The following is a 23,445-nucleotide window of genomic DNA, read 5'->3' on the forward strand; positions in this document are numbered from 1 at the left end:
TTAACGTTATTCCTACATCGTCGCTATGGATGCAGGTAAGAAGGTGTACAGCAGCAACATAAACATCATGGCTAACAGTGGGATAGCGAGAGTTAACGTTCCTACAGGGCCATAGCCCTCTTTATGGCTGACACCACAGACGCTAAAGACAGTAATAATCAATCCGTTAAATGGTGGAGTTGTACTCATTGATGCCATTGTGGCCACTCGGTGTAAGGAGCCTTGATCAACTACGGTTGCAGGGAACATTGCCGCAATCATTGGCATAGCAATACTTAACGCACCGGAGCCTGAGCCACTGATAAATACCAAGGCGCCGACTGAAATTGCAGTAACAACAAGTGGATTAAGACCAGATTGAGCAATCGCTTGGAATGATTCTTTGAACGCAGGTAAGGTCATCACTAATGCCCCAAACCCAACAATAACCGCCGTGTTAAAGAGGGAGGTCACCCCTTCCATCGTCCCAGCAGCTAAATTAGGTACGAGCTTTTTCCAATCGAGATAGCGTAAGTACACAATCAAGGCGGCGATAATCGCGCAGAACAAGGCAATAGCTGGATCCCATTTCAGAATATTCAGCACGACCAGCAAAATAAGCATAGGGAGTAATGCAACGAGTACATTTGGTAATTGACGATCTTTTTTACCTTCTTCAGCTTTTGCTGTTTTTTCGTCTTCAACCCAACCTTCACCTTTTGCTTTTACACGTTTAAATAACCAGGTGAGATAAATAATGACTAAGGTGACTTGGAACAACGCTGTCAACATACCTGGCACTAAACCCGCAGTAGCTGACGTACCTAAGAATTTCATGGGGATAAGGTTTTGGATCTGCGGTGATCCGGGCATTATCATCACAAACGTACCTGCACCGGCAAAATAGACAGCAGGAATAAGTCTGCGAGGAAGGTTTGCTTTGCGAAATAAACTCACCATCATCGAATAAACGGTAAACAGTGCAACAAATACTGAAACACCGCCGTAGGCTAAAATGGCACAAGCTGCAACTAACGAAGGAATAACGGCTCTTTCACCAAATTTACCAATAATAAAAGAGGCAACACTATCAGCAGCGCCACTGATAGCGGTTAATTTGCCAAAAATCGCACCGAGTACGAAAATGAAGAAGAAGCTGCCAAAATAACCACCTAATCCACCGGTATACACTTGTAACAGTGCATCGACAGGATTAAGCATATCTGGTGATACAAGCCATGCAGTCACAGCAAGAAATAGGCTGGTAGTAAAGACAGAAATGAAGATATGTATGCCTTTCATACACATGATCATCAATATCGCTAGCCCAATGATTAAACAAATAATACCCATGATTGCCCCACTTATATGTGTTAGGGTTCAATTGACCTGTGCTATCCACACAGGCCTTTTGTGACTATTGATTAATGTTGTTAAGCAGAAAGCACATCAGCAAAAGTTTGCAATGCAGTTCTAGCTTGTTCATACGTTTTGGTTTGCTGATCGATTTCGATAATGATGGAAGGAATGCCTTCTCTATCGAGAAATTTCTTCACAATCGGGGCATCGAATTCTTCAGGATCACAGAATTTTGTTAGCAAATAGATAACGCCATCAGCGCCAGTGTTTTTCACCATATCGGCGATTAAACGACCGCGTTTTTTCTCCGGATCATATAAAAGTGAACACCCTTCAAGCAGGGCGATTTGCTCTGCCATTGCTTCATAAGGTGCGTTATTTTCTGGAATATCTTGGCGAAACTGACGAGACTCATGTGCGACTTCATCAGCCACAATGGCCATCTTGTTATCCGCTAAGATTTGTAAAATAGAAGGGCTATCTGCAATAATGCCTGTCACGACAACTTTGTGCCCTTTCCACGGTTCGGGAGATAAGGTCTTGCATTGCGCAACAATGGCTTCAACGGCTTTTGTATGTTCAACCACATCCATAAAATAACCACTTTTGATCACAGTATTACGGCGTTGTGGTGTGATTAAGTTTGGATGAAGTGCTGCCATCTCTGAAAACTCGCGTAACGCGGCGCGACGCAGATTAAACAGATGAATCGCATTTTTTAGTGCATCATCTGTAACAGGTTGACCTGAAATTTCCCCTAATTGCAGTGCAATTTTTTTGTATTGTTCAGTTAAGAAAGCAATACCCGCAGGGGTTTTACGATTTTGTGGATGTACCAGTTGGATAAAAGGCACTTGTGGCACACCCGCTTTCCAGTTTTGCCCTAAGCATTTTAAGGTGTCGCACAAAGAAGGAATTAAAGCTGCTGACAGTTTATTCAGCGCACCATCCAATCCCATCTCAAGAGAAGAAAGCACTAGCGCACAATAGAAAGGAGGAAAATATTTCTTTGCTTCTGAGATCTCACGTCCTTCGGCACCCCAAATACCAAAAGGCACCATACCTGCCGCATAGACAATTTCATTCGGAGTATATTCAGGGAAACAACCAATCACCTTTTTACCACTACGAATAAAACCTTCTAATTGCGCAACGGGGTTATCTACCACCGCTTGCAGCTCATCAAATCTATCCGTTAATGTTTTCATTAGATGTCTCCCTTTTTCATATCGGCTTTATTCGCAGCCATAATTTCCGTTAATGCTTCAACACGGGTGACATACTGCGCTTCAGAGAAAACACGAGGATCAGCTTGGTCGCCATCAAAAGTCACTGTAGGGATCTTAAGTTCATGGCGAATACGGCGCTCAATTTCGGGCATAATGCCACTCCAGAGCTTACAACTGCGATTAACGTGAATAATGGCACCATCAACTTTATTCTGACGGCTAACGTTAATACGCATATCGGCTGCACGCTCAACAGAGACACAGTTAGGGACATAAGAGTAAGCACGCATCATCTCGTCACTGTTTTGATAAATGACACCAAATGCAGTGGCGTAAACAGTAGCGGTAACGTTGATGCCTTGCTCTTTTAACGGGGTAGATGTGGCACGCAAATAAGGCCAACAGGCAATACCTTCAAAGAGAACACGGTATTTTTCTTCACCGCGGTAAGTCGATTTTTTCTCTTTGATATTTTGCTCCATCTCTTCACACAGTTGCTCAAAAGCCAGTGCTGCTTCCAATTTACCGCGTGCGCAAACAGCAACCGCCATATGGTTAAACAGATCAAAACCATTCATTGGAGACGGTTCATATTGGCAATATTCTGCTGCTTTTAGCCATGCACGCCCTGTGCGTTGTGAGATTTCACAGACTTCTTTAAATTTCTCTTCGGAGAAGACTTTGCCAGTGACTTTTTCAAGTTGTTTAATCGCATCATCAAATTGCGCTTGAACATATTTCACAGTCACATCATCGGTGTCATAATCATTTTTATAAGGAATATCGATAAGGATCATCGGGATATTCAATTCATATGCGATATTTTCATACCACTTGATCATGCAGTTACAGATATTGTTACAGCACAGCAAGAAGTCAGGCTGAGGCATATCCATCTCTTCACACTGTTTAATATCCATGTAAGAGAGGCTGATACGAGCATAAGCACAGATATCATTGGAATATCCCATGCTTTCTGCGTGCTCACACATTTTTAAACCCGCACCTTTTGCCGCAATTGCAGCGGCTTGGTTTTCAGGATAAACCACACATAAACCTAATGTTTCAGCAATCTCTTGTGGGAAGTTAGAGGCACACCAGCCTATTTTTTCACCGCTATTTTTAGCATCCCACGCACGCTGATAAGCATCAGCAGCGATTTTTTGCAGTCGTTTTTTCGCAGGAATATAATCCGGCGCATTCATATCTACATTGCTCATTTTGATGTTCCTATTGTTAACGCATCGTCTTCCAGTTGATGGCGGTACGCTTCAAAGGCATAAATGGCGGCACCTATCGCCCCGTTATATTGTGATAAAGGTGAGGTGGCGATAGAGGCGTTCAACTCTTCGCTAACATAACGAACAACTTCAAAATTACTGGCGACACCGCCTGTCATCACGACAGGTGCTTCAACACCTACTCGTTTTGCAAGACCCGCAATACGACTAGCCACAGAGCGATGAATACCATTAATAACGTCGGGTATTGTTTCGTTATTCGCGAGATGAGAAATTACTTCTGATTCAGAGAACACAGTACAGGTTGAGCTAATCGTGACTTTTTTAGTGGACTTAGCGCCCTCTTGAGCGAGATCAGAAATCTTGGTTTCTAATACTCTCGACATGACATCTAAAAAGCGTCCTGTACCGGCGGCGCACTTGTCATTCATCACAAAGTTTAATAAACGGCCAGCACCATCCATATGAAGTGCTTTAACGTCTTGACCGCCGATATCAATCACGGTTTTTACGCCCGGAAAAAGAAAGTGCGCGCCTTTAGCATGACAGCTCAGTTCGCTCACTTCTTTATTGGCTTCTTTCAGAGAATTGCGGCCATAACCTGTTGCACAGATCCAACTGATCTGACTGAGATCGCCACCAAACTGGCTTAATACTTCAGCGATCGCTTTTTCAGGCCCTGAGGTTCCTGCACCCACTGATGCCAGTGATTTGGCGACAATTGCGTCACCATTTTTCATGATGATGCATTTTGATGCAGACGATCCGATATCAACGCCCATTGTGAAAATGTCTTGTTGCATGCCTTTGCTCTCCTGAAAATTAAAAAAATAAGTGGATTATTCTTTCCATGTCATCACGTCTTTATTGGCTTCAAGGCTGGCAATTTCTTCTGCGCTATACCCTAATTCAGCTAATACAGACGGTGTGTCTTCACCTAACAAAGGACCACGACGATATTCAGGTAAACCACTCTCTAAGAAATCAATAGGTGGACGAACTAAGGCTTTTTCACTGCCATTTTTGTATTTCATGTTGTAGAAGGTGTTGATTGCCCAAGCCTGTTTGTCTTCCAACACTTCTTCCCATGTTTGCGCAATACTGAATGGGATATCATTTTTGGTGAAAATATCGGCCCATTCTGATGCTGTTTTCTGCTCAACTTGTTGCCAAATCAGGTCATATAATTCCGGAGAGCGATTATTTTTCGCCACTTCTTGTAGGCGTGTATAACGAGCGTCTTCAGCTAAATCTGGACGACCAATACAAGAAATAAAGGTTGGGTAGTAAGCGTCATAAACTGGCATACAGACTTGGATAAAACGGTCATCTTTGGTTTTATAAGCCAGAATAAATGGGCTGGTAGTATTGCGACGATCGATTGGATACGGCTGACCATAATCTGGGTATTGCGCCGCTTGGATCATGATTGCTTGGGTATAAATTGAGGTATGCAGTAAGTTAGTTGAAACATACTCACCTTGGCCGATATTTTTAGCGCGAATATAAGCGGCTAACACACCTGAAACCAAGCCTAATGCACACTGGTGATCGCCAAGACCCGGGATCACGTTCATCGGTACTGTGCCTTTTTGGTACAACGAGCCTAAAATACCGCCACGCGCAAAGAAGGCAGTGTAGTCAAATCCGGGTAGATCTTTATCTGGACCTTCATCACCATAACCCGTCACGCTGGCGTAAACTAACTTTGGAAAGCGTTGTTTTAACGTTTCATAATCTAACCCTGCACGTTCTCTTGCACCAGGGCGCCAATTAGTTAAGAAAATGTCGGCTTTTTCTAACAGTTCAAACAGAATTTTTTTACCTGCTTCTGTTTTCGTATTCAACACGATGCCACGTTTATTGGCGTTTTCTAAATCAAAACTGGTGTTTTCATGTTGATCTAATGGACGACCTTCTGTTGGTGCGGTATAGCGTAAGTTATCGCCACTTGGAGATTCGATTTTAATTACATTCGCCCCCATATCAGCTAAAATACGACCCGCTGCGGGTACTGCGATAAAGGTCGCCAACTCAACTACAGTGACACCTTCCAGTGCTTTACGACTTGTCATTTTTTCTCCTAATTATTTTTAGACTTCATACTGCTGTTGTCAGAATGTGGATAAATCCGTTGTCACTTAACCCGCTACTTTGGTTTCTTCATCCTTGATTGAAACGCCATAACCCAATTGCAATTTCAGGGCTTGCACATCAATTTTTCCGCAAGGGGTATGAGGAAACTGCGTAAAGAAATGGAGTTCTTTGGGGATTTTGTAGCGAGCCAGTCGCTCTTGTAGAAATGCACGTAATTCGCTTTCATTTAGGGCGTAGCCTTTTTGCACACAAATAGTGGCAATCACTTCCTCACCTAAATCTACAGAAGGAATACCGAATGCTTTCGTCGCGTCAACACCGGGATATTCCGCAATGGCCTCTTCTATTTCACAAAGGCTGATATTTTCACCACCACGGACCACAATCTCTTTCATGCGATAGGCGTAGTGATAATTTCCTTGTTCATCGACATAGCCAATATCCCCTGTATGTAACCAGCCGTCTTCATCTAGTGCTTCTTTGGTTTTATCCGGGGCATTGTCATAACCCATCATCACATGAAAACCACGGGTACAAATTTCACCCCAAACACCCACAGGAACAGGTTTACCCGTTTTCGGACTAATGATTTTCATTTCAACAAAAGGTAATGGTTTACCGATAGAACTGCGTTTTATTGGTAAAGCATCGTTTGGTAATGTTTGAGTACAACAAGGGGAGGCTTCTGTTTGACCATAAGAGACAGTGATCCCTTTCATCCCTAGAGTATTTTCAATGTCATCAATTAACGTAGGAGGGAAACTCGCCCCAGCAATAATGCCTTTATCGAGGCTAGATAAATCGTAGTGAGAAAACTGCTCGTGTTTCATTAAGCGACTAAAAATCGTTGGCACACCATGCATAACAGTACAACGATAATCTTGAACCACTTTCAAAACATCTTCTGCACAATAATTATCAAGAAGAACTAATTGGCATCCTGTTGTTAACGCAAAAAAGAGACAAGAAGAGAGCCCAAAACAGTGGAATAGAGGAACAGCAAGGCAAATGACATCGTTATGCGTTACACCTAATCGCTGTGCTGACAGCATGGCATTATTAATCACATTATATTGACTTAACATGACACCTTTAGGCATTGCTGTGCTACCTGATGTCATTTGAATTGTCAGCAAGTCTTTCACACTCACTAATGCAACAGCATGCTGATAGTCTTTATCTGATATTTTTTGGCTAATTGCTTTTAATTGAGATAGTGAGACACTTTTTTCTGCCGATTTATTTCCCATGCTAATAAATAGCTGAGGTAATACCTCTTTATTTTCAGTTATTTTTTTAGCAAGACAATTAATTACTTCAATAAAGTCATTACTTTTAAACCCATCAGAAAAACATAATGCTTTAATACCTGTTAATCGACATAAATCTAATAACTCTCTTTTTTTAAAATGAAAGTTAATACAAACAACCGGAACACCAATTTGAGCAGCCGCAAGAAAACAAATTATCCACTCTTTACTATTAGCAGACCAAATACCTAAACGATCGCCTTTTTTTAACCCTATCGCTAAAAAACCACGCGCAACACTTTCTACTTCTTGTTGTAATTGTTGCCAAGTCAGTGTTTTTTTACTTTGGTTTTCAATCAAGGCTGTTTGTGAAGCATATCGCTTTACAATATTGTTTAGACATTCTTTAACTGTCATTTCTAATAAGGTCATAAATACCTACTCAACCGCTTTTTTGCTGGTGTTTGCGTCTGTAATGACCTTATTCTGGGTAGGGGGAATTATTCATTCTTGGTAAATAACGAACTGTTTTTCGTCATTTGAATAGTATGAGAGAGATCTGTGATTGAGGTCTAGATTTGGTGAGTTAATCAGGTTTATTAATTGAGAAGAAATTTGTGTAAATGAAGTTAATTTGAAATATGGATGTAAGTTAATTGTTTGTTTTAAAAGACTAGATGCTTAATTATCTCTATTAGATTAGTATTCATATCTTTAAAAATAAAACAGTGTTGATAATGATATTATTGTGCTTTTATGTGAAGAATTTGTATACTCCTTTTGACTTAAAAAAGAAAAATCGCCTCCATTATCCTTAAAATAATGAGCCTTAATTGGGCAAAATAAAGAGGACTTAAACATTGAACATCATCAGCAAAAGATATGATTAACCTTTCAATATAAATAATGAAAATAGACTTAAGGATTAAAAATGATTACACGAATTTATATTGATAACTTCAAATCATTACTCGATTTTGAACTTCATTTATCACCTTTTACCTGTCTGATTGGCTTAAATGGAGCTGGTAAAAGTACCGTTTTACAAGCCATGGATTTTTCAAGCGCCTTAATGCTTGGAAAAGTAAAAAAATGGTTAGAAGAACGACGTTGGGTACCTAAAGAACTTAATTCAGGTTTAGTTACACGAAAAAATATTCAAATACAAATTGATGTTGTTGTAAATAATATTAAGTATAGATGGCAGGCTTCATTTAATCGACAAATGTTATGTTGTACAAATGAACGTATTACACGATTAAATAATAATGAAATAGAAGAAGAAATATTATTTATTTTAAAAGATGGTCGCTATCATATTGGTCAAAAACAAGAAAGTGTTTCATTTGAATATGAAGGCTCTATTCTTTCCCAATTAAAAGATGAAGTTTTAGGTGATGAAATAAAAAAAATAAAAGAACGCTTATGTGCTTTACGCTCTCTTGATTTATTATCACCTCAATCGTTGCGTCAAAAAGTGCGAAAAACAGAGCGACAAGATATCGGCATGGAAGGAAAGCAACTTTCTGCATTTTTACATCAGCTCAATACCCAACAAAAAAGTATCCTTCTTAAACAGTTACAAGAGTATTATCCGCAAGTTACCGAAATTAAAACAGCGGTACAACGCTCTGGTTGGATACAATTAAAAATCAGTGAGAAATTTATTGTTAACGAAAAAGAGATTAGCTTAATCACCGAAGCTCGCCATATTAATGATGGAATGTTGAGGTTACTTGCCATTTTAGCGCAACAATTTAGTGATTTAGAAACGCTGCTTTTTGATGAAATCGAAAATGGTATTAACCCAGAAATTACTGAAAAAATCGTTGATGCGCTTGTTGCCTCACCTAAACAAATTATCGTCACAACACACAGCCCAATGGTTTTAAATTACCTAGAAGATGATGTTGCAAAAAAAGCTGTTGTACTGATTTATAGAAGAAAAAATGGTGAAGTGGGCGCAGTCAAATTCTTTGATTTAGCATCGGCTAATAAAAAACTAAATACTCTTGCGCCCGGTGACGCTATGTTAGATCTCTATTTAATTGATATGGCGAAAGAAGCTGACTCTTTATTAGGAAAATAACACATGCTAACGAGCTTATTAGTCACAGGTGAAGGCCCAACAGATATGGGTGTTCCTAATAACCAGCAAAATATTTGTACAGGAAATGAGTATAATATTGGGGCAATGGCAATTATTGCAGTCAAAGTGTTACAACACTATTTGCCGGACTGGAATAGTGATAATTTAAGCTTTGATCACCCTGAAAGCTGGATAACTTATATTGGTGGAAATAAATTAGCAGAATTAGCGAAAGATAAACAAATTTTCAAACCCAGCAAAAAATTATCTAAAGGTTTTATTGAACACGCTCATAGAGCTGCCGTAATGACAAAATATGCTTATGATAATGAGTATCAATTGGGGATCTATTTTCATGATGCAGATAAAGAACCCACCTCTAAGTTTATTGATGCCATAACGTTAGGCGCTAATAGTCTTGATGATGGCGCAGATTATCCACCGATAGTTGCCATGATCCCAAAACCCACCTCTGAAGCTTGGTTTATTTGTGCTAAAAAAGAAAATCCTCATAGTCACTGCGCACAATTAGAAACTGAACTATCAGGTAATGATAGTGCATTACCTCAAAATTCCCCTAAGCGTGTTTTAGCATCCCTTCTTAACGTACCAGATTGTACAACCCCCATTCAGTTAGATTTAGCAAGAGAATGTGATATTGAACAATTAGATATGCCGAGTTTTAATCAGTTTAAAGTGAGTTTATCTCAGGCAATAACTAAAATATGTGGCTGTTCTCGATGATTTAAATAGAGACTGTTTTTCAATCTCTATTCAATTAAAGGTGTTATTTACTCCGTCGCATTGGCATCGTTGAGGTTTGATTCAGTGTTAATCCTTTGGTTTCTGGTGCAAACAACACAGAGACTATCATGCCGAATAAAGAAATCGCGGCACCTACTAGCATCGTCGTATTAATCCCATAAGTAGCGATAAAAGCAGGGAGCGCACAAGTTGAAATAACCGTACCAATACGGCTTATCGACATAATGACACCTACCGCCGATGCACGAATATCTGTTGGGAATAATTCATTAGGATAAAGCCATTGTAAGATACCAGGGCCACCAGAAAAGAAAGCGTAAGTCGCAAACGCTAAGATAACAAATAAGATAGGTAAATCAGGGAAAACGCCTAACACTAATAGTGCCAATGTCATCATGGCAAAACTACCAATCAATAACGGGCGTCGCCCTGTTTGATTTAACCAAAACATGGCGGGAATACACCCAAACATGAAGAATAGGCTAATCACCACATTGCCCAGTGCAGCACTCCTTCCCGCATCCCATCCTAATAAACCCACAATCTGAGGTCCAAAGGTATAAATGGCAAACATAGGAATAACTTGGCAAGTCCAAATAACCGCAACAAAAAGTACGAAAGAAAAATGACGTTTATTAAATAACTCGATAAAACGGGTTGTTTTGGCATTTTCAGCTTCAAAAACAACAGGTTCACCAAAGAGTTTTATCATCATTTCATTACACTCTTTAATTCGCCCTTTGCGTATTAACCACAGCGGGGATTCAGGCAAATCAAAACGACCAATTAAAATAATGACGCAAGGGATAAAGGCACTACCCAACATCCAACGCCAGCCATCTTCAATATCATATAAAAGATAACCAACTAAGTTGGCGCAAGTTGCCCCGATATACCACATTGCAGCAATAAAACCGACAGCAAAAGCACGTTGTTTTTTATTGGAAAACTCCGTGATCATCGAAGTCGCAATAGGATAATCAGCACCAATCACAATCCCAATAAGGAATCGCATCACCAATAAACCCACTGGTGTTGATACAAACATCGTTGCAATCGAAATAAGCCCAATAGCCACAATATCAACAAGGAACATTTTGCGACGACCGACTTTGTCACAAATATAACCAAAGAGTGACGTACCAATAAAAAGCCCTGCTAATGTTGCGGCACCAAGCAGACCTATCCATTGTGTATCAAGCTGTAATAACGGCGTGAGTTGCTCTAACGCCACACCGATAATCACTAACACATAGCCGTCAAGAAATGGACCTCCACTCCCCCATAACATCACTCGACGATGTACAGAGGTAAAACGAATATCATCAAAGTTTCTGGGTTGCATGACTGCGTCCTGGTATTTTTCTAAATAAAACAAAAAAGAAAAGCTCCCAGGCCGGAGACAGCGCTGGGAGAAAAGTAGCGATACATCATCCGTAACGATATTCCACACCAAAAGTTCCGCGTGGGTATTCCCATTTTTCAAGCGCACTATCTAAACCAAGAATTCGACACGTTCCACACTCTAAGCACCCTGCATAATCAAAACTGATGGTGCCATCTTCTTGTTTTTTATAAAGGCCCGCAGGACAAGCTTTGACTAAAGTTTCCAATACCTGCATATCAGGTTGCTCTTTAACGACAATATGTGGATTTTCTTCATCGACATTAAATTTATTGATGCCTAGTTTGACATCGACATTTACGGGAGAACTCATATTGCTTTTACTCCTTTGATCCCATCTTTGATAAGATTCATCCAGCCCACTTTTTTGGTATGGCGCATCATGGTTTTACGCATGGGTACGGGAGCTTTCCCCGTAACGGTAAAGAGATCTTTCGCGATACCAACGACCATTTCAGGATAAGCAGTGAACATACGAGGATTATCAAGTAGATCAGGCATACGCTGATATGCTTTCATATCGCGTAACGGGCCATCTTCTAAATGTTTGAGATATTCATTAAGTGATTGTTTACTAAAATCGTTTTTTTCCATAGCAGAAAGCACAGTTTTTGCAGCCGCTTCACCAGATGCCATGGCTAAATCCATACCACGGATAGTAAAGCCAAGATTCATACACATCCCTGCTGCATCACCGGCAATTAATACACCATCGCGCACTAATTCGTTTTGCATTCTTAAACCCGCTTCTGGGACAACATGCGCACCGTATTCCACCATTTTTCCGCCTTCAATGAGTGGCGCAACAACGGGATGCTGTTTAAAATCTTCCAGCATTTGTGGTACTGATTTTTTCGCATCTTTAATATGGTGCAGCCCACAAACAAGACCTAAAGAAAGTGTCGTTTTATTGGTATATAAAAAACCGCCTCCCATTAATCCGTCGGTAGGTGATCCTGCAAATAACCAAGCTGCACCTTCGTTATCTTTTAGGTTAAAGCGATCTTTAATGACTCTTTCAGGCAATTCGATGATCTCTTTTACGCCCACCGCTACATTTTCAGCAGCAACACGTTTTGTCATCCCTAACTGTTCAGCCAAAATAGAATTCACGCCATCTGCTAAAATAACAGCTTTGGCTTCTAACACATCACCATCAGCTTCCACACCGACAATCTTGCCATCACGCTCGACGAGCTTATCAACTCGAATACCGGTAATACATTGCGCCCCCGCATTTTCGGCTTGTTCCATTAGCCATTGATCAAACTCACCACGTAATACAGACCAAGAGGCAGTTTTTGGGTTATTCCCTTCGGCATTTTGGTAATCAATTGTCATTGCGCCGGTTTCAGTCATAAATGACAATTTTTCATGAGTAATAACGCGTTCAACTGGTGCATTTTGTGCAAAATCAGGAATGATGCGTTCAAGGGTATGTGCATACATACGACCACCAGTTACATTTTTCCCGCCAGCGTAGTTACCTCTTTCTATTAGCAATACTTGTGCGCCTTCCCTTGCCAAAACAAGTGCAGCTACAGATCCTGCTAATCCTGCGCCAACAATAATGGCATCGAAAATATCTTCGGAATCGGACATAACATCTCCAGAATTTGCGATAAACAGCAGAGAAGTTTCCTTCTCTGCTTAAATAAATCAGTTAGATAATTGACGAGTTAATGCAGGTAAGATCTTCATTAAATCACCGACAATGCCGTAGTCAGCGAATTGGAAGATAGGTGCATTTTTGTCTTTATTAATAGCCACTATGGTTTGTGCTCCATTAGCCCCGACCATATGTTGAATTTGTCCTGAAATACCGGCAGCTAAATAGAGTTCCGGTTTCAGCATCAGGTTAGAAATACCGACATAGCGCTCGTGTTCCATCCATTTTTCGTTTTCAGCAACAGGACGAGAACAGGCGATTTCAGCCCCAATGGCTTTCGCTAACTCTTCTGCAATAGCGATATTTTCTTTGCTACCAATGCCTCGACCGACACTGACAACAAAGCGCGCTTTATCTAAATCAACAGCATTAATTGCGCGTGGTTGAACTGAATTACAAACAATAGTTTGAGCTGGCGCAATCCATGCCACTTTTTGTGCATTACCTGTAGCACCTGTTTCTGGTGCAACATCAAAAGCCCCCACGCTTGCAGTCACTACGCAATAAGGGGTTTTCAGGGTTTCATCACCAAAGGCAAGACCACCGTAAACCATGTGTTTTGTTACTAATGCATCACCGTCTGCTTTTAAAGATTGTGCGTCATTAGAAACAACTGCCTCTAAACGATGACCTAAGCGTGCTGCGAATAATTTGCCACGACGTGTATTAGGTAATAGCACTAAACCTGCATCACCTTTTTGTTTGATGGTTTCCACCATACTTTGTGCATAATCTTCAATAATGCGATCGTCTGGTTTGCCTTCTAATTGGAAAACAGCTGTTGCACCTAATTTAAAGGCTGTAGCGCTTTGTTCATCATTCAGTGTAAATACATTAATAGTTTGACCTAATGAAGAAGCGCCACCCATTAATTCTGGTAAACGGGAAAGTGCATCACTAAATACCCAAATAGTTGAAAACTGGCTCATAACTCCCCCTATTACTTAAGAATTTTACGTAAATGTTCTGCCAACTCAGCAATCTGATCATCACCATCACCTTCAATAATGATGCGTTGACGAACTTTTTGTTTTGGTGCCGCGATTTTTTGCTCCGAACGCGCAGCAATAGCATCAAAGCCAAGATCGGCGATACTCCATTGTTGAACTGGTTTTTTGGCAGCACCAAGAATGGCTTTCATCGAAGGAATTTGAGGTGTGTTAATATCAGTAGATACCGCAATTACAGCAGGTAATGGAATTGTCAGTGTTTCAATCTCATTTTCTAATTCACGTTCAACCGTAATTGAATCATTAGAGAGAGAAACAATGTTATTAATACCATTGATTGCAGGAATATTTAAGAATTCCCCCACCAGCAAGCTAACTTGTTGTGAACTCAGATCTGCGGAGCCATCACCGCAAAGAATTAAGTCGTAACCTTTTTTAGTCGCAGCAGCAGCCAATGCAACTGCCGTTTGATAAGGCAAAGAGGCTTCAAATTGGTCATCAACCACAACCACTAATTCGTCAGCACCGCGAGAAAGAACGTCTTTACGTGCTTTTGCATTAGTCAGTGCTTTACCACCAACACTCATTGCCGTGATTTGAATGCCATCAGTTTGAGTCTTAAGCTGATTAGCAGCTTCAATCGCATTTAAATCATATTGGCTGATTTTGGTATTAGCACGAGAAAAATCTAGCGAACTATCTGCGCTATTTACCGTAATATCCTGCTCATCGGGAACACTCTTATAACATGTAATAATATTCATTACATCTCCTGAAATTAATAAATAATGTCATTTACTCTGGCAATGTAATATAGAATTAACATAATTAAGTGATTAAAAAATTAAACCTAGGTCACCAATATTGAACATTATTAAATAAAGAAGAGATAGCGTTCAATATTGCCAAATACATCACCAATATTGAAATTAGTTTTAATTGAAGTGTTCAACTTTCAATATTGCTACTTCGATCAACAATATTGAACATAATAAATATAACGGTATTTAACATTCAATATTGCCACTCAGATCAACAATATTGAAAGATAGAATATAACAAGCCGATTACATAGAAGACGATATCAATAATTATCAATAAGTTATAATGAAAATAAAACGTTATAAAACGTAACATAAAATCGACAAAAAGAATAGTGTGAAGTGAATAACAGAATAGATTTCTTATAATATCCATCATTCTTCATCATTAATGGATTTGTAGATTAGCCAATGACTTTATTTTTCTATTATGATGAATCACCAATAGACAAAATATTCATAAATAAACTTAATTGTTTTATTAGTTATTAGGAATTAATACTACTTAAACTTCTGCGCTAAATATATTTGGAAAATTTACCTATGAGCAAAGATAATAAAAAGGCAGGAATAGAACCGAAGGTTTTTTTTCCGCCATTGATCATTGTTGGTATTTTATGTTGGTTAACGGTACGCGATCTTGATGCTTCAAATGAAGTGATTAATGCCGTATTCAGCTATGTTACCAATGTCTGGGGTTGGGCCTTTGAATGGTACATGGTTATCATGTTCGGAGGTTGGTTTTGGTTAGTCTTCGGTCGTTATGCCAATAAACGCCTTGGGGAAGACAAACCTGAGTTTAGTACCGCAAGCTGGATCTTTATGATGTTTGCGTCTTGTACATCAGCCGCCGTCCTTTTCTGGGGTTCGATTGAAATATACTACTACATTTCAAGCCCACCTTTTGGAATGGAAGGTTATTCAACTCAAGCTAAAGAAATTGGCCTTGCTTACAGCTTATTCCACTGGGGTCCTCTGCCTTGGGCAACTTATAGTTTCCTTTCTGTTGCGTTCGCTTACTTTTTCTTTGTTCGCAAAATGGAAGTTATCCGTCCAAGTAGCACCTTAACGCCATTAATCGGCGAAAAACACGTTAATGGGATCGTCGGAACCATTATTGATAACTTCTATCTCGTGGCCTTAATTTTAGCCATGGGGACTAGCCTTGGTTTAGCAACGCCGTTAGTCACTGAATGTATTCAATATTTGTTTGGTATTCCTCATACCTTGCAATTAGACGCCATTATTATCTCTTGCTGGATCTTATTAAACGCAATTTGCGTGGCATTTGGTCTGCAAAAAGGGGTGAAGATCGCCAGTGACATTCGTACTTACCTTAGCTTTTTAATGCTGGGCTGGGTGTTTATCGTTGGTGGTGCGAGCTTTATCGTCAATTACTTTACCGATTCTGTTGGTACATTGATGATGTATATGCCTCGTATGCTGTTCTATACAGACCCTATCGGTAAAGGTGGATTCCCTCAAGGTTGGACAGTCTTTTATTGGGCATGGTGGGTTATTTACGCCATCCAAATGAGTATCTTCTTAGCCCGTATCTCTAAAGGCCGTACTGTTCGTGAACTGTGTTTAGGGATGGTTTCAGGCTTAACCGCAGGAACTTGGTTAATTTGGACAATTCTTGGTGGTAATACCTTACAACTGATTGACCAAAATATTCTCAACATTCCACAACTAATTGAACAATATGGTGTTCCACGCGCCATTATCGAAACATGGGCGGCATTACCGCTTAGTACAGCGACAATGTGGGGCTTCTTTATCCTCTGCTTTATTGCCACTGTCACCTTAATTAATGCCTGCTCTTACACACTAGCAATGTCCACTTGTCGTTCTATGAAAGAAGGCTCTGAGCCACCTTTATTAGTGCGTATCGGCTGGTCTGTATTAGTTGGTGTTATCGGCATCATCCTGTTAGCACTTGGGGGGTTAAAACCAATTCAAACCGCCATTATCGCTGGAGGATGCCCACTATTTTTCGTCAATATCATGGTCACCTTGTCCTTTATTAAAGATGCCAAAGTACATTGGAAAGACTGATCCGCTATACGCAAAGAATGACATATTAAGAGGTTATTAACATGGATTTTAGATTGAATGATGAGCAGGAACTGTTTGTTGATGGTGTCCGCGAATTAATGGCCAGTGAAAACTGGGAAGCTTATTTCGCACAATGTGATCGCGAAAGCAAATACCCAGAACGTTTTGTCAAAGCCTTAGCGGATATGGAAATTGACAATCTGCTTATCCCTGAAGAGCACGGTGGCTTAAATGCAGGTTTTGTTACTGTTGCCGCCATTTGGATGGAATTAGGTCGTTTAGGCGCGCCAACTTATGTGCTTTATCAATTACCGGGTGGCTTTAACACTGTCTTGCGTGAAGGAACTCAAGAGCAAATTGATAAAATCATGGCGTTCCGTGGTACTGGTAAACAAATGTGGAACTCTGCTATCACCGAACCGGGTGCAGGCTCCGACGTCGGTAGCTTACAAACTACTTATACCCGTAAAGATGGCAAAGTTTATCTTAACGGTAGCAAATGCTTTATCACCAGTAGTGCCTATACCCCTTATGTTGTAGTGATGAGCCGTGACTCTGCATCTCCAGATAAGCCTATCTTTACTGAATGGTTTGTGGATATGAGCAAACCGGGTATCAAAGTCAATAAGTTAGAAAAATTGGGTTTGCGCATGGATAGCTGCTGTGAAATCACTTTCGACAACGTTGAACTTGAAGAAAAAGACATGTTTGGTCGTGAAGGTAACGGCTTTAACCGTGTAAAAGAAGAGTTCGATCACGAACGTTTCTTAGTGGCTCTCACTAATTATGGTACTGCGATGTGCGCATTCGAAGATGCTGCTCGTTATGCCAACCAACGTGTGCAATTTGGCGAAGCTATCGGTCGTTTCCAACTTATTCAAGAAAAATTCGCCCATATGGCGATCAAACTCAATTCAATGCGCAACATGTTATATGAAACTGCATGGAAGAGTGACAACAACTTAATCACTTCCGGTGATGCAGCTATGTGTAAATACTTCTGTGCGAATGCGGCATTTGAAGTGGTTGATAGTGCAATGCAAGTGCTTGGTGGTGTTGGTATTGCTGGCGAGCACCGTATCTCTCGTTTCTGGCGTGACCTTCGTGTTGACCGTGTCTCTGGTGGCTCTGACGAAATGCAGATCCTGACACTGGGACGTTCAGTGCTTAAACAGTATCGCTAATTAATCACGAACACTCTCTCATCATTAGGTGAGAGAGTATTCACTCAACCATTTACGAGGTGACGCTATGACAGAACATTTACCAATGCCACAATTCGGCCCACTTTCAGGGGTTCGTGTTGTGTTTTCAGGAATTGAAATTGCAGGGCCATTCGCAGGACAAATGTTTGCAGAATGGGGTGCTGAAGTGATTTGGATTGAAAACGTCGCATGGGCTGATACCATTCGCGTTCAACCTCACTACCCTCAACTTTCTCGCCGTAATCTTCATGCATTATCGTTAAATATCTTTAAAGACGAAGGTCGTGATGCATTTCTAAAATTAATGGAAACAACCGATATCTTTATCGAAGCCAGCAAAGGCCCAGCATTTGCACGCCGTGGTATTACTGATGAAGTATTGTGGGAACATAACCCTAAATTGGTTATTGCACATTTATCGGGTTTTGGTCAATACGGTGATCCGCAATACACCAACCTACCGGCTTATAACACTATCGCTCAGGCCTTTAGTGGTTACCTTATTCAAAATGGTGACAAAGATCAGCCAATGCCAGCCTTCCCTTATACCGCAGACTATTTTTCAGGGATGACAGCAACAACTTCTGCGTTAGCTGCACTGTATAAAGTCCAACAAACAGGTAAAGGCGAAAGTATTGATATTGCAATGTATGAAGTGATGTTGCGTATGGGGCAATACTTCATGATGGATTATTTCAATGGTGGCGAAATCTGCCCTCGAATGACCAAAGGAAAAGATCCGTACTACGCAGGCTGTGGGCTTTACCGTTGCCAAGATGGTTATATCGTGATGGAAGTTGTCGGCATCACTCAAATTGAAGAAATTTTCAAAGATATCGGCCTTGCTCATCTACTTGGTACACCTGAAGTGCCAGAAGGCACTCAACTTATTCACCGTATTAATTGCCCTCATGGTCAATTATTTGAAGACAAGTTAGATGAATGGTTAGCAAAACAACCGATCACTGACGTTCTTAAACGACTTTCAGAGCTCAATATTGCTAGTGCCAAAGTGCTGACTATTCCTGAACTTGAAGACAATCCGCAATATATTGCGCGTGAATCGATCACCGAATGGCAAACCATGAACGGCAAAACCTGTAAAGGGCCAAATGTGATGCCTAAATTTAAAAATAATCCGGGAAAAATCTGGCGCGGAATGCCATCTCACGGCATGGACACTGACGCGATTTTGAAAAATATCGGTTATAGCGATGAACAAATCAGGGGGCTAGTCGATAAGGGGCTGGCTAAAATCGAAAAGTAATACCGTTGAACTCAGATAGCACAAAGGCATAAAGCGCATCTGAGCTCACGGCAAAAGAATAGGGTAACAGTTTAATGGATGTGATTGGCAAACAAAACTTACGTCAAATGTGGGATGATTTGGCAGAGGTTTATGGCACAAAAACAGCGCTAATTTTTGGATCCGCACAAGGACAAGAGAGACAATTTAGCTACAGTGACTTAAATGAAGAGATCAACAGAACCGCAAATCTTTTCCATGCTGGTGGCATAAAAAAAGGCGACCATGTTGCCTTACATCTTGATAACTGCCCTGAATTTTTCTTTTGCTGGTTTGGGCTGGCAAAAATAGGTGCTGTCATGGTGCCCATTAATGCGCGTTTTATGCATGAAGAAAGTGCATGGATTATCAATCACTGCCAAGCCCATTACGTGGTAACACGCGATAATTTCTATTCTATTTACCAACCTATGTTACAGGATGAACAAAACCCTTTAACCCAGCTGTTTTTAATAACAGAAAACAGCCTTCCTACTGAAAAAGGGGTTATTGACTTTCTAAAAGAGAAAGCCAAGCATCCTGTTACACTTAATCATCACACCCCATTAAGTGTGGATGATACAGCTGAAATTCTTTTTACCTCAGGTACAACCTCTCAACCCAAAGGCGTTGTTATTACACACTATAACTTACGCTTTGCGGGTTATTACTCATCATGGCAAAACGCATTACGTGAAGACGATGTTTATCTCACTGTTATGCCTGCCTTTCATATTGATTGCCAATGCACCGCATCTCTCGCGGCATTTTCTGTAGGCGCGACGTTTGTCCTACTTGAAAAATACAGTGCCAGAGCCTTTTGGAAACAAATTCTTAAGTATCAAGCGACAGTGACGGAATGTATTCCCATGATGATGAGAACCTTAATGGCACAACCGGTTTCATCCGAAGAAAAGCAACACAAATTACGCGAAGTGATGTTCTACCTCAATCTCGCAAATGAAGAAAAAGACGCCTTTATTGAGCGCTTTAACGTGCGATTGCTCACCTCTTATGGCATGACTGAAACTATAGTTGGTTTAATTGGTGACAGACCCGGTGATAAACGCCGTTGGCCATCAATTGGCAGACCAGGTTTTTGTTATCAAGCTCAAATCAGAGATAAACAAAACCACGAAGTGCCTGATGGCGTTGTGGGTGAAATCTGCGTAAAAGGCGAGCCTGGAAAAACCTTATTCAAAGAGTATTACAACCGACCCGATGCAACAGCAAAAGCACTAGAGCCAGAAGGTTGGTTACATACCGGTGATTATGGTTATCGTGATGATGAAGGCTTTTTCTATTTCGTTGATCGCAGTTGCAATATGATCAAACGCGGTGGTGAAAATGTCTCTTGCGTTGAGATTGAAAATATCATTTCTTCACATCCTAAAGTTCAAGATGTCGCCGTAATTGGGGTTCCTGACAACATTCGTGATGAAGCAATTAAAGCCTTTGTGGTACTGGTTGAGAATGAAACTTTGAGCGAAGAAGAGTTCTTCCATTTCTGTGAGCAAAATATGGCGAAGTTTAAAGTTCCTAGCGCAGTTGAATTTAGAGAGGGCTTACCACGTAATTGCTCCGGAAAAGTGATTAAAAAGCATTTGAAATAAGGCATAGGTGGGTTCAACCACAACTTAATAACCTCAATCATAAATGCTTATTTTTGATGATGAAAAGGAATACAACATGAGCCAATCATTACACCTAACAACTCGTGGTTCAATACTTGAAATTGTATTAGATAGACCAAAAGCCAATGCGATTGATGCGAAAACCAGCCATGAAATGGGGGAGGTTTTTCTACGTTTTCGAGATGATCCCAACTTACGTGTCGCAATTATTACGGGTGCAGGCGAACGCTTTTTCTCAGCGGGATGGGATTTAAAAGCAGCTGCTGAAGGTGAAGCCCCTGATGCTGATTTTGGTGCGGGTGGTTTTGCCGGTTTAACCGAACTTTTTAATCTAGATAAACCTGTCATTGCAGCGGTTAACGGCTATGCTTTTGGTGGTGGATTTGAATTAGCACTCGCTGCCGACATGATGGTGTGCTCAGACAACGCTTCTTTTGCGTTACCTGAAGCACAATTAGGTATTGTGCCAGATAGTGGTGGCGTATTGCGTTTACCTAAACGTTTACCCCCGGCTATCGTCAATGAAATGCTAATGACCGGCCGTCGCATGAATGCAGACGAAGCACTACGTTGGGGAATTGCAAACCGCGTTGTCAGTTCCTCTGAATTAATGGATAGCGCTCGTGAACTTGCAGACCAAATCGCCAATAGCGCCCCACTAGCTGTTGCGGCGTTAAAAGAGATTTATCGTGCCACTAGCGAACTTTCTATTGAAGAAGGTTACAAATTAATGCGCAGTGGTGTATTAAAACATTATCCAAGCGTTCTCCATTCAGAAGATGCCACAGAAGGGCCACTTGCCTTTGCTGAAAAACGCGCACCTGAATGGAAAGGACGGTAATTATCTAGTGCTTTGATAATACAACAAAGAGGAAAACGGATGAGTATCTACGCGTTTGAAGGCCTTGTTCCTGTGGTACACCCAACGGCCTATATTCACCCATCTGCGGTATTAATTGGTGATGTGATTATTGGTGCTGGTGTTTATATCGGCCCTTTAGCTTCATTAAGAGGAGATTATGGACGCTTAATTGTTGAAGCAGGCGCTAACCTTCAAGACGGTTGCATCATGCACGGTTATACCGATATGGATACTATCGTAAGAGAAAATGGACATATTGGACACGGTGCCATTCTTCATAGTTGTATTATCGGACGTGACAGCTTAGTCGGTATGAACAGCGTAATTATGGACGGTGCAGTGATTGGTGAAGAAAGCATTGTAGCAGCAATGAGCTTTGTAAAAGCGGGTTTTCAAGGACAACCTCGCCAAATGTTAATTGGCAGTCCTGCCAAACATTTCCGTGATATTACCGAACAAGATATGGAATGGAAACGGATGAACACTCGTGAATATCAAGACTTAGCAGTACGCTGTCGCCAAAGCTTAGTCGAAACCACACCGTTAACAGCACCAGAGCCTAATCGCCCACGTTTACGAGGCACAACAGAGGTAAAACCGAAAGGCCAGTAACAAACAGCGACAGGCGTTATGCGCGCCTGTCGTCATTATTCTGTAGCCTACCACTTAATAAGTCACATTAGCGTCGTTGTGATTTTGATAACATCCATTGCCATTTTTGCTCATGGTTTAACCCATGAGGGATCATGGCGGCTAATTTCTCAGGAGAACTTTGACTACTTTTACCCTGAATGTGGCCTTTTAAGCGTGAATAGAGTTGAGGATCGATATGACTCACTTTGATCATTCGTTGGCATTGACATCCTCTGCCTTCAAGCTGATTAGGGACACTTTTCGTTTCACATTCAATTTCTTTTACATCAGAAAGAATATAAGAAACGATATTAATCGCATTACATTGAGGAATATCGAATTTTGTTGCAATTTCTTTCGCACTTACCCAACGTTCTTGCGCTTGAACCCAGTCAGCAATTGATAGATAAAGTGGCTTATTCATGTATTCTTCGCACATATTTACTCCAGTATCACAAGTAAAATTTTATTTATCGCTAAATAAAGATAATAACTGTATATGTTAATTATCATTGCACCGCGGAGTATCGGTTTTCCCTGTTAATCTGGTAAGTTAACAACCTCATTAATATAATATTTAGTTTATCTTTAACAACCAAACTTTTTAATTAACACGCTTGTCACAATTTATTATTTTGTTATTAAAGCAAAAGCAATAACAATTAAACCGAGTAAAAACAAAAAATTAATTAAATATTAAAATATAAAATAGATTTTAGAGAAAAATAACAATGCATTGATAAATAAACTATTTTTAACAACAAAAAATAGATAGATTATATTAATAATCCATTTATAGACTAAGATTATAATAATAGATCTAAATTTAGATTGCCAGAAAGGTGGCTTATTATTAGATATAAATCAATATTCGTTTATTTTAAGCTATCCTAATCTAGTTATTAATACATTAA

The 23,445-nt window shown here is 40.4% G+C and carries 20 protein-coding genes; 8 read left to right on the forward strand and 12 right to left on the reverse strand.

The features are described from left to right. Positions 1 to 12: 12 nt before the first annotated feature. From JEP40_RS03140 to JEP40_RS03165, 6 genes are all read right to left on the reverse strand, one after another. Complete coding sequence (locus tag JEP40_RS03140; RefSeq protein ID WP_072069069.1) at positions 13 to 1,332, reverse strand: GntP family permease; 1,320 nt, start codon at positions 1,330 to 1,332, stop codon at positions 13 to 15. 80 nt (positions 1,333 to 1,412) lie between these two features. Further along, positions 1,413 to 2,546, reverse strand: coding sequence for a 2-hydroxyacyl-CoA dehydratase subunit D (locus tag JEP40_RS03145; RefSeq protein ID WP_198622425.1), 1,134 nt, complete (start codon positions 2,544 to 2,546; stop codon positions 1,413 to 1,415). Next, a complete protein-coding gene (locus JEP40_RS03150) occupies positions 2,546 to 3,787 on the reverse strand; it encodes a 2-hydroxyacyl-CoA dehydratase subunit D (RefSeq protein ID WP_109408355.1) in 1,242 nt (413 codons plus the stop codon). The genes JEP40_RS03145 and JEP40_RS03150 overlap by 1 nt, the downstream gene beginning before the upstream one ends. Further along, on the reverse strand, positions 3,784 to 4,611 hold the full coding sequence (locus tag JEP40_RS03155) for an acyl-CoA dehydratase activase (RefSeq protein ID WP_109408356.1): 828 nt from the start codon (positions 4,609 to 4,611) through the stop codon (positions 3,784 to 3,786). Before JEP40_RS03155 ends, JEP40_RS03150 begins: the two co-directional genes overlap by 4 nt. 36 nt (positions 4,612 to 4,647) lie before the next feature. Next, on the reverse strand, positions 4,648 to 5,883 hold the full coding sequence (locus tag JEP40_RS03160; protein WP_109400052.1) for a CaiB/BaiF CoA transferase family protein: 1,236 nt from the start codon (positions 5,881 to 5,883) through the stop codon (positions 4,648 to 4,650). Between the two features lie 66 nt (positions 5,884 to 5,949). Then, on the reverse strand, positions 5,950 to 7,587 hold the full coding sequence (locus tag JEP40_RS03165) for an AMP-binding protein (RefSeq protein ID WP_198622426.1): 1,638 nt from the start codon (positions 7,585 to 7,587) through the stop codon (positions 5,950 to 5,952). A 499-nt stretch (positions 7,588 to 8,086) separates the two neighbouring features. Between JEP40_RS03165 and JEP40_RS03170 the strand changes: the two genes are divergently transcribed. Beyond that, complete coding sequence (locus tag JEP40_RS03170; RefSeq protein WP_198622427.1) at positions 8,087 to 9,244, forward strand: AAA family ATPase; 1,158 nt, start codon at positions 8,087 to 8,089, stop codon at positions 9,242 to 9,244. A 3-nt stretch (positions 9,245 to 9,247) separates the two neighbouring features. Then, positions 9,248 to 9,988: a hypothetical protein gene (locus JEP40_RS03175; protein WP_198622428.1), complete on the forward strand. Its 741-nt coding sequence runs from the start codon at positions 9,248 to 9,250 to the stop codon at positions 9,986 to 9,988. Positions 9,989 to 10,031: 43 nt separating this feature from the next. On the opposite strand, the gene JEP40_RS03180 is transcribed toward JEP40_RS03175, so the two are convergent. From JEP40_RS03180 to JEP40_RS03200, 5 genes are all read right to left on the reverse strand, one after another. Then, the gene (locus JEP40_RS03180) at positions 10,032 to 11,354 is read right to left on the reverse strand and encodes an MFS transporter (RefSeq protein ID WP_198622429.1); all 1,323 of its coding nucleotides are present in this window, start codon (positions 11,352 to 11,354) and stop codon (positions 10,032 to 10,034) included. Positions 11,355 to 11,439: 85 nt separating this feature from the next. Next, on the reverse strand, positions 11,440 to 11,727 hold the full coding sequence (fixX, locus tag JEP40_RS03185) for a ferredoxin-like protein FixX (protein WP_023582978.1): 288 nt from the start codon (positions 11,725 to 11,727) through the stop codon (positions 11,440 to 11,442). Beyond that, on the reverse strand, positions 11,724 to 13,016 hold the full coding sequence (gene fixC / locus JEP40_RS03190) for an FAD-dependent oxidoreductase FixC (RefSeq protein WP_198622430.1): 1,293 nt from the start codon (positions 13,014 to 13,016) through the stop codon (positions 11,724 to 11,726). Before fixC ends, fixX begins: the two co-directional genes overlap by 4 nt. A gap of 57 nt (positions 13,017 to 13,073) precedes the next feature. After that, positions 13,074 to 14,012 (reverse strand): FAD-binding protein, encoded by a 939-nt coding sequence (locus tag JEP40_RS03195; protein WP_198622431.1) that lies wholly within the window; start codon positions 14,010 to 14,012, stop codon positions 13,074 to 13,076. Between the two features lie 11 nt (positions 14,013 to 14,023). Further along, positions 14,024 to 14,797 carry an electron transfer flavoprotein FixA gene (locus JEP40_RS03200; protein ID WP_198622432.1) on the reverse strand — a complete coding sequence of 258 codons (774 nt, stop codon included), beginning with the start codon at positions 14,795 to 14,797 and terminating at the stop codon, positions 14,024 to 14,026. 600 nt (positions 14,798 to 15,397) lie between these two features. Here JEP40_RS03200 and caiT point away from each other — a divergent pair. The 6 genes from caiT to caiE all read left to right on the forward strand — a co-directional run bounded on the left by caiT (position 15,398) and on the right by caiE (position 22,510). Next, positions 15,398 to 16,912 carry an L-carnitine/gamma-butyrobetaine antiporter gene (gene caiT, locus JEP40_RS03205; RefSeq protein WP_072069078.1) on the forward strand — a complete coding sequence of 505 codons (1,515 nt, stop codon included), beginning with the start codon at positions 15,398 to 15,400 and terminating at the stop codon, positions 16,910 to 16,912. Positions 16,913 to 16,953: 41 nt separating this feature from the next. Beyond that, positions 16,954 to 18,096 carry a crotonobetainyl-CoA dehydrogenase gene (gene caiA, locus JEP40_RS03210; RefSeq protein WP_023582983.1) on the forward strand — a complete coding sequence of 381 codons (1,143 nt, stop codon included), beginning with the start codon at positions 16,954 to 16,956 and terminating at the stop codon, positions 18,094 to 18,096. A 67-nt stretch (positions 18,097 to 18,163) separates the two neighbouring features. Continuing rightward, positions 18,164 to 19,384 carry an L-carnitine CoA-transferase gene (caiB, locus tag JEP40_RS03215; RefSeq protein ID WP_198622433.1) on the forward strand — a complete coding sequence of 407 codons (1,221 nt, stop codon included), beginning with the start codon at positions 18,164 to 18,166 and terminating at the stop codon, positions 19,382 to 19,384. Positions 19,385 to 19,458: 74 nt separating this feature from the next. Then, entirely contained in the window at positions 19,459 to 21,015 is a 1,557-nt protein-coding gene (caiC, locus tag JEP40_RS03220; RefSeq protein ID WP_198622434.1) for a crotonobetaine/carnitine-CoA ligase, read from the forward strand. A 76-nt stretch (positions 21,016 to 21,091) separates the two neighbouring features. After that, a complete protein-coding gene (caiD, locus tag JEP40_RS03225; protein ID WP_198622435.1) occupies positions 21,092 to 21,877 on the forward strand; it encodes a crotonobetainyl-CoA hydratase in 786 nt (261 codons plus the stop codon). A gap of 39 nt (positions 21,878 to 21,916) precedes the next feature. Continuing rightward, positions 21,917 to 22,510 (forward strand): carnitine operon protein CaiE, encoded by a 594-nt coding sequence (caiE, locus tag JEP40_RS03230; protein WP_072069082.1) that lies wholly within the window; start codon positions 21,917 to 21,919, stop codon positions 22,508 to 22,510. Between the two features lie 67 nt (positions 22,511 to 22,577). Here caiE and caiF read toward each other — a convergent pair whose 3' ends face one another. Beyond that, positions 22,578 to 22,970, reverse strand: a complete 393-nt coding sequence (caiF, locus tag JEP40_RS03235) for a carnitine metabolism transcriptional regulator CaiF (RefSeq protein ID WP_198622436.1) — start codon at positions 22,968 to 22,970, stop codon at positions 22,578 to 22,580. Positions 22,971 to 23,445: the final 475 nt, after the last annotated feature.

The sequence above is a fragment of the Proteus vulgaris genome (genome assembly GCF_016239305.1).
GTDB classification, from domain to species: domain Bacteria; phylum Pseudomonadota; class Gammaproteobacteria; order Enterobacterales; family Enterobacteriaceae; genus Proteus; species Proteus vulgaris_C.

Excerpts from the sequence above, each read along its gene's own strand:
- JEP40_RS03140 (WP_072069069.1), bottom strand. The coding sequence starts at position 1,332 with ATGGGTATTATTTGTTTAATCATTGGGCTAGCGATATTGATGATCATG.
- JEP40_RS03145 (WP_198622425.1), bottom strand. The coding sequence starts at position 2,546 with ATGAAAACATTAACGGATAGATTTGATGAGCTGCAAGCGGTGGTAGAT.
- JEP40_RS03150 (WP_109408355.1), bottom strand. The coding sequence starts at position 3,787 with ATGAGCAATGTAGATATGAATGCGCCGGATTATATTCCTGCGAAAAAA.
- JEP40_RS03155 (WP_109408356.1), bottom strand. The coding sequence starts at position 4,611 with ATGCAACAAGACATTTTCACAATGGGCGTTGATATCGGATCGTCTGCA.
- JEP40_RS03160 (WP_109400052.1), bottom strand. The coding sequence starts at position 5,883 with ATGACAAGTCGTAAAGCACTGGAAGGTGTCACTGTAGTTGAGTTGGCG.
- JEP40_RS03165 (WP_198622426.1), bottom strand. The coding sequence starts at position 7,587 with ATGACCTTATTAGAAATGACAGTTAAAGAATGTCTAAACAATATTGTA.
- JEP40_RS03170 (WP_198622427.1), top strand. The coding sequence starts at position 8,087 with ATGATTACACGAATTTATATTGATAACTTCAAATCATTACTCGATTTT.
- JEP40_RS03175 (WP_198622428.1), top strand. The coding sequence starts at position 9,248 with ATGCTAACGAGCTTATTAGTCACAGGTGAAGGCCCAACAGATATGGGT.
- JEP40_RS03180 (WP_198622429.1), bottom strand. The coding sequence starts at position 11,354 with ATGCAACCCAGAAACTTTGATGATATTCGTTTTACCTCTGTACATCGT.
- fixX (WP_023582978.1), bottom strand. The coding sequence starts at position 11,727 with ATGAGTTCTCCCGTAAATGTCGATGTCAAACTAGGCATCAATAAATTT.
- fixC (WP_198622430.1), bottom strand. The coding sequence starts at position 13,016 with ATGTCCGATTCCGAAGATATTTTCGATGCCATTATTGTTGGCGCAGGA.
- JEP40_RS03195 (WP_198622431.1), bottom strand. The coding sequence starts at position 14,012 with ATGAGCCAGTTTTCAACTATTTGGGTATTTAGTGATGCACTTTCCCGT.
- JEP40_RS03200 (WP_198622432.1), bottom strand. The coding sequence starts at position 14,797 with ATGAATATTATTACATGTTATAAGAGTGTTCCCGATGAGCAGGATATT.
- caiT (WP_072069078.1), top strand. The coding sequence starts at position 15,398 with ATGAGCAAAGATAATAAAAAGGCAGGAATAGAACCGAAGGTTTTTTTT.
- caiA (WP_023582983.1), top strand. The coding sequence starts at position 16,954 with ATGGATTTTAGATTGAATGATGAGCAGGAACTGTTTGTTGATGGTGTC.
- caiB (WP_198622433.1), top strand. The coding sequence starts at position 18,164 with ATGACAGAACATTTACCAATGCCACAATTCGGCCCACTTTCAGGGGTT.
- caiC (WP_198622434.1), top strand. The coding sequence starts at position 19,459 with ATGGATGTGATTGGCAAACAAAACTTACGTCAAATGTGGGATGATTTG.
- caiD (WP_198622435.1), top strand. The coding sequence starts at position 21,092 with ATGAGCCAATCATTACACCTAACAACTCGTGGTTCAATACTTGAAATT.
- caiE (WP_072069082.1), top strand. The coding sequence starts at position 21,917 with ATGAGTATCTACGCGTTTGAAGGCCTTGTTCCTGTGGTACACCCAACG.
- caiF (WP_198622436.1), bottom strand. The coding sequence starts at position 22,970 with ATGTGCGAAGAATACATGAATAAGCCACTTTATCTATCAATTGCTGAC.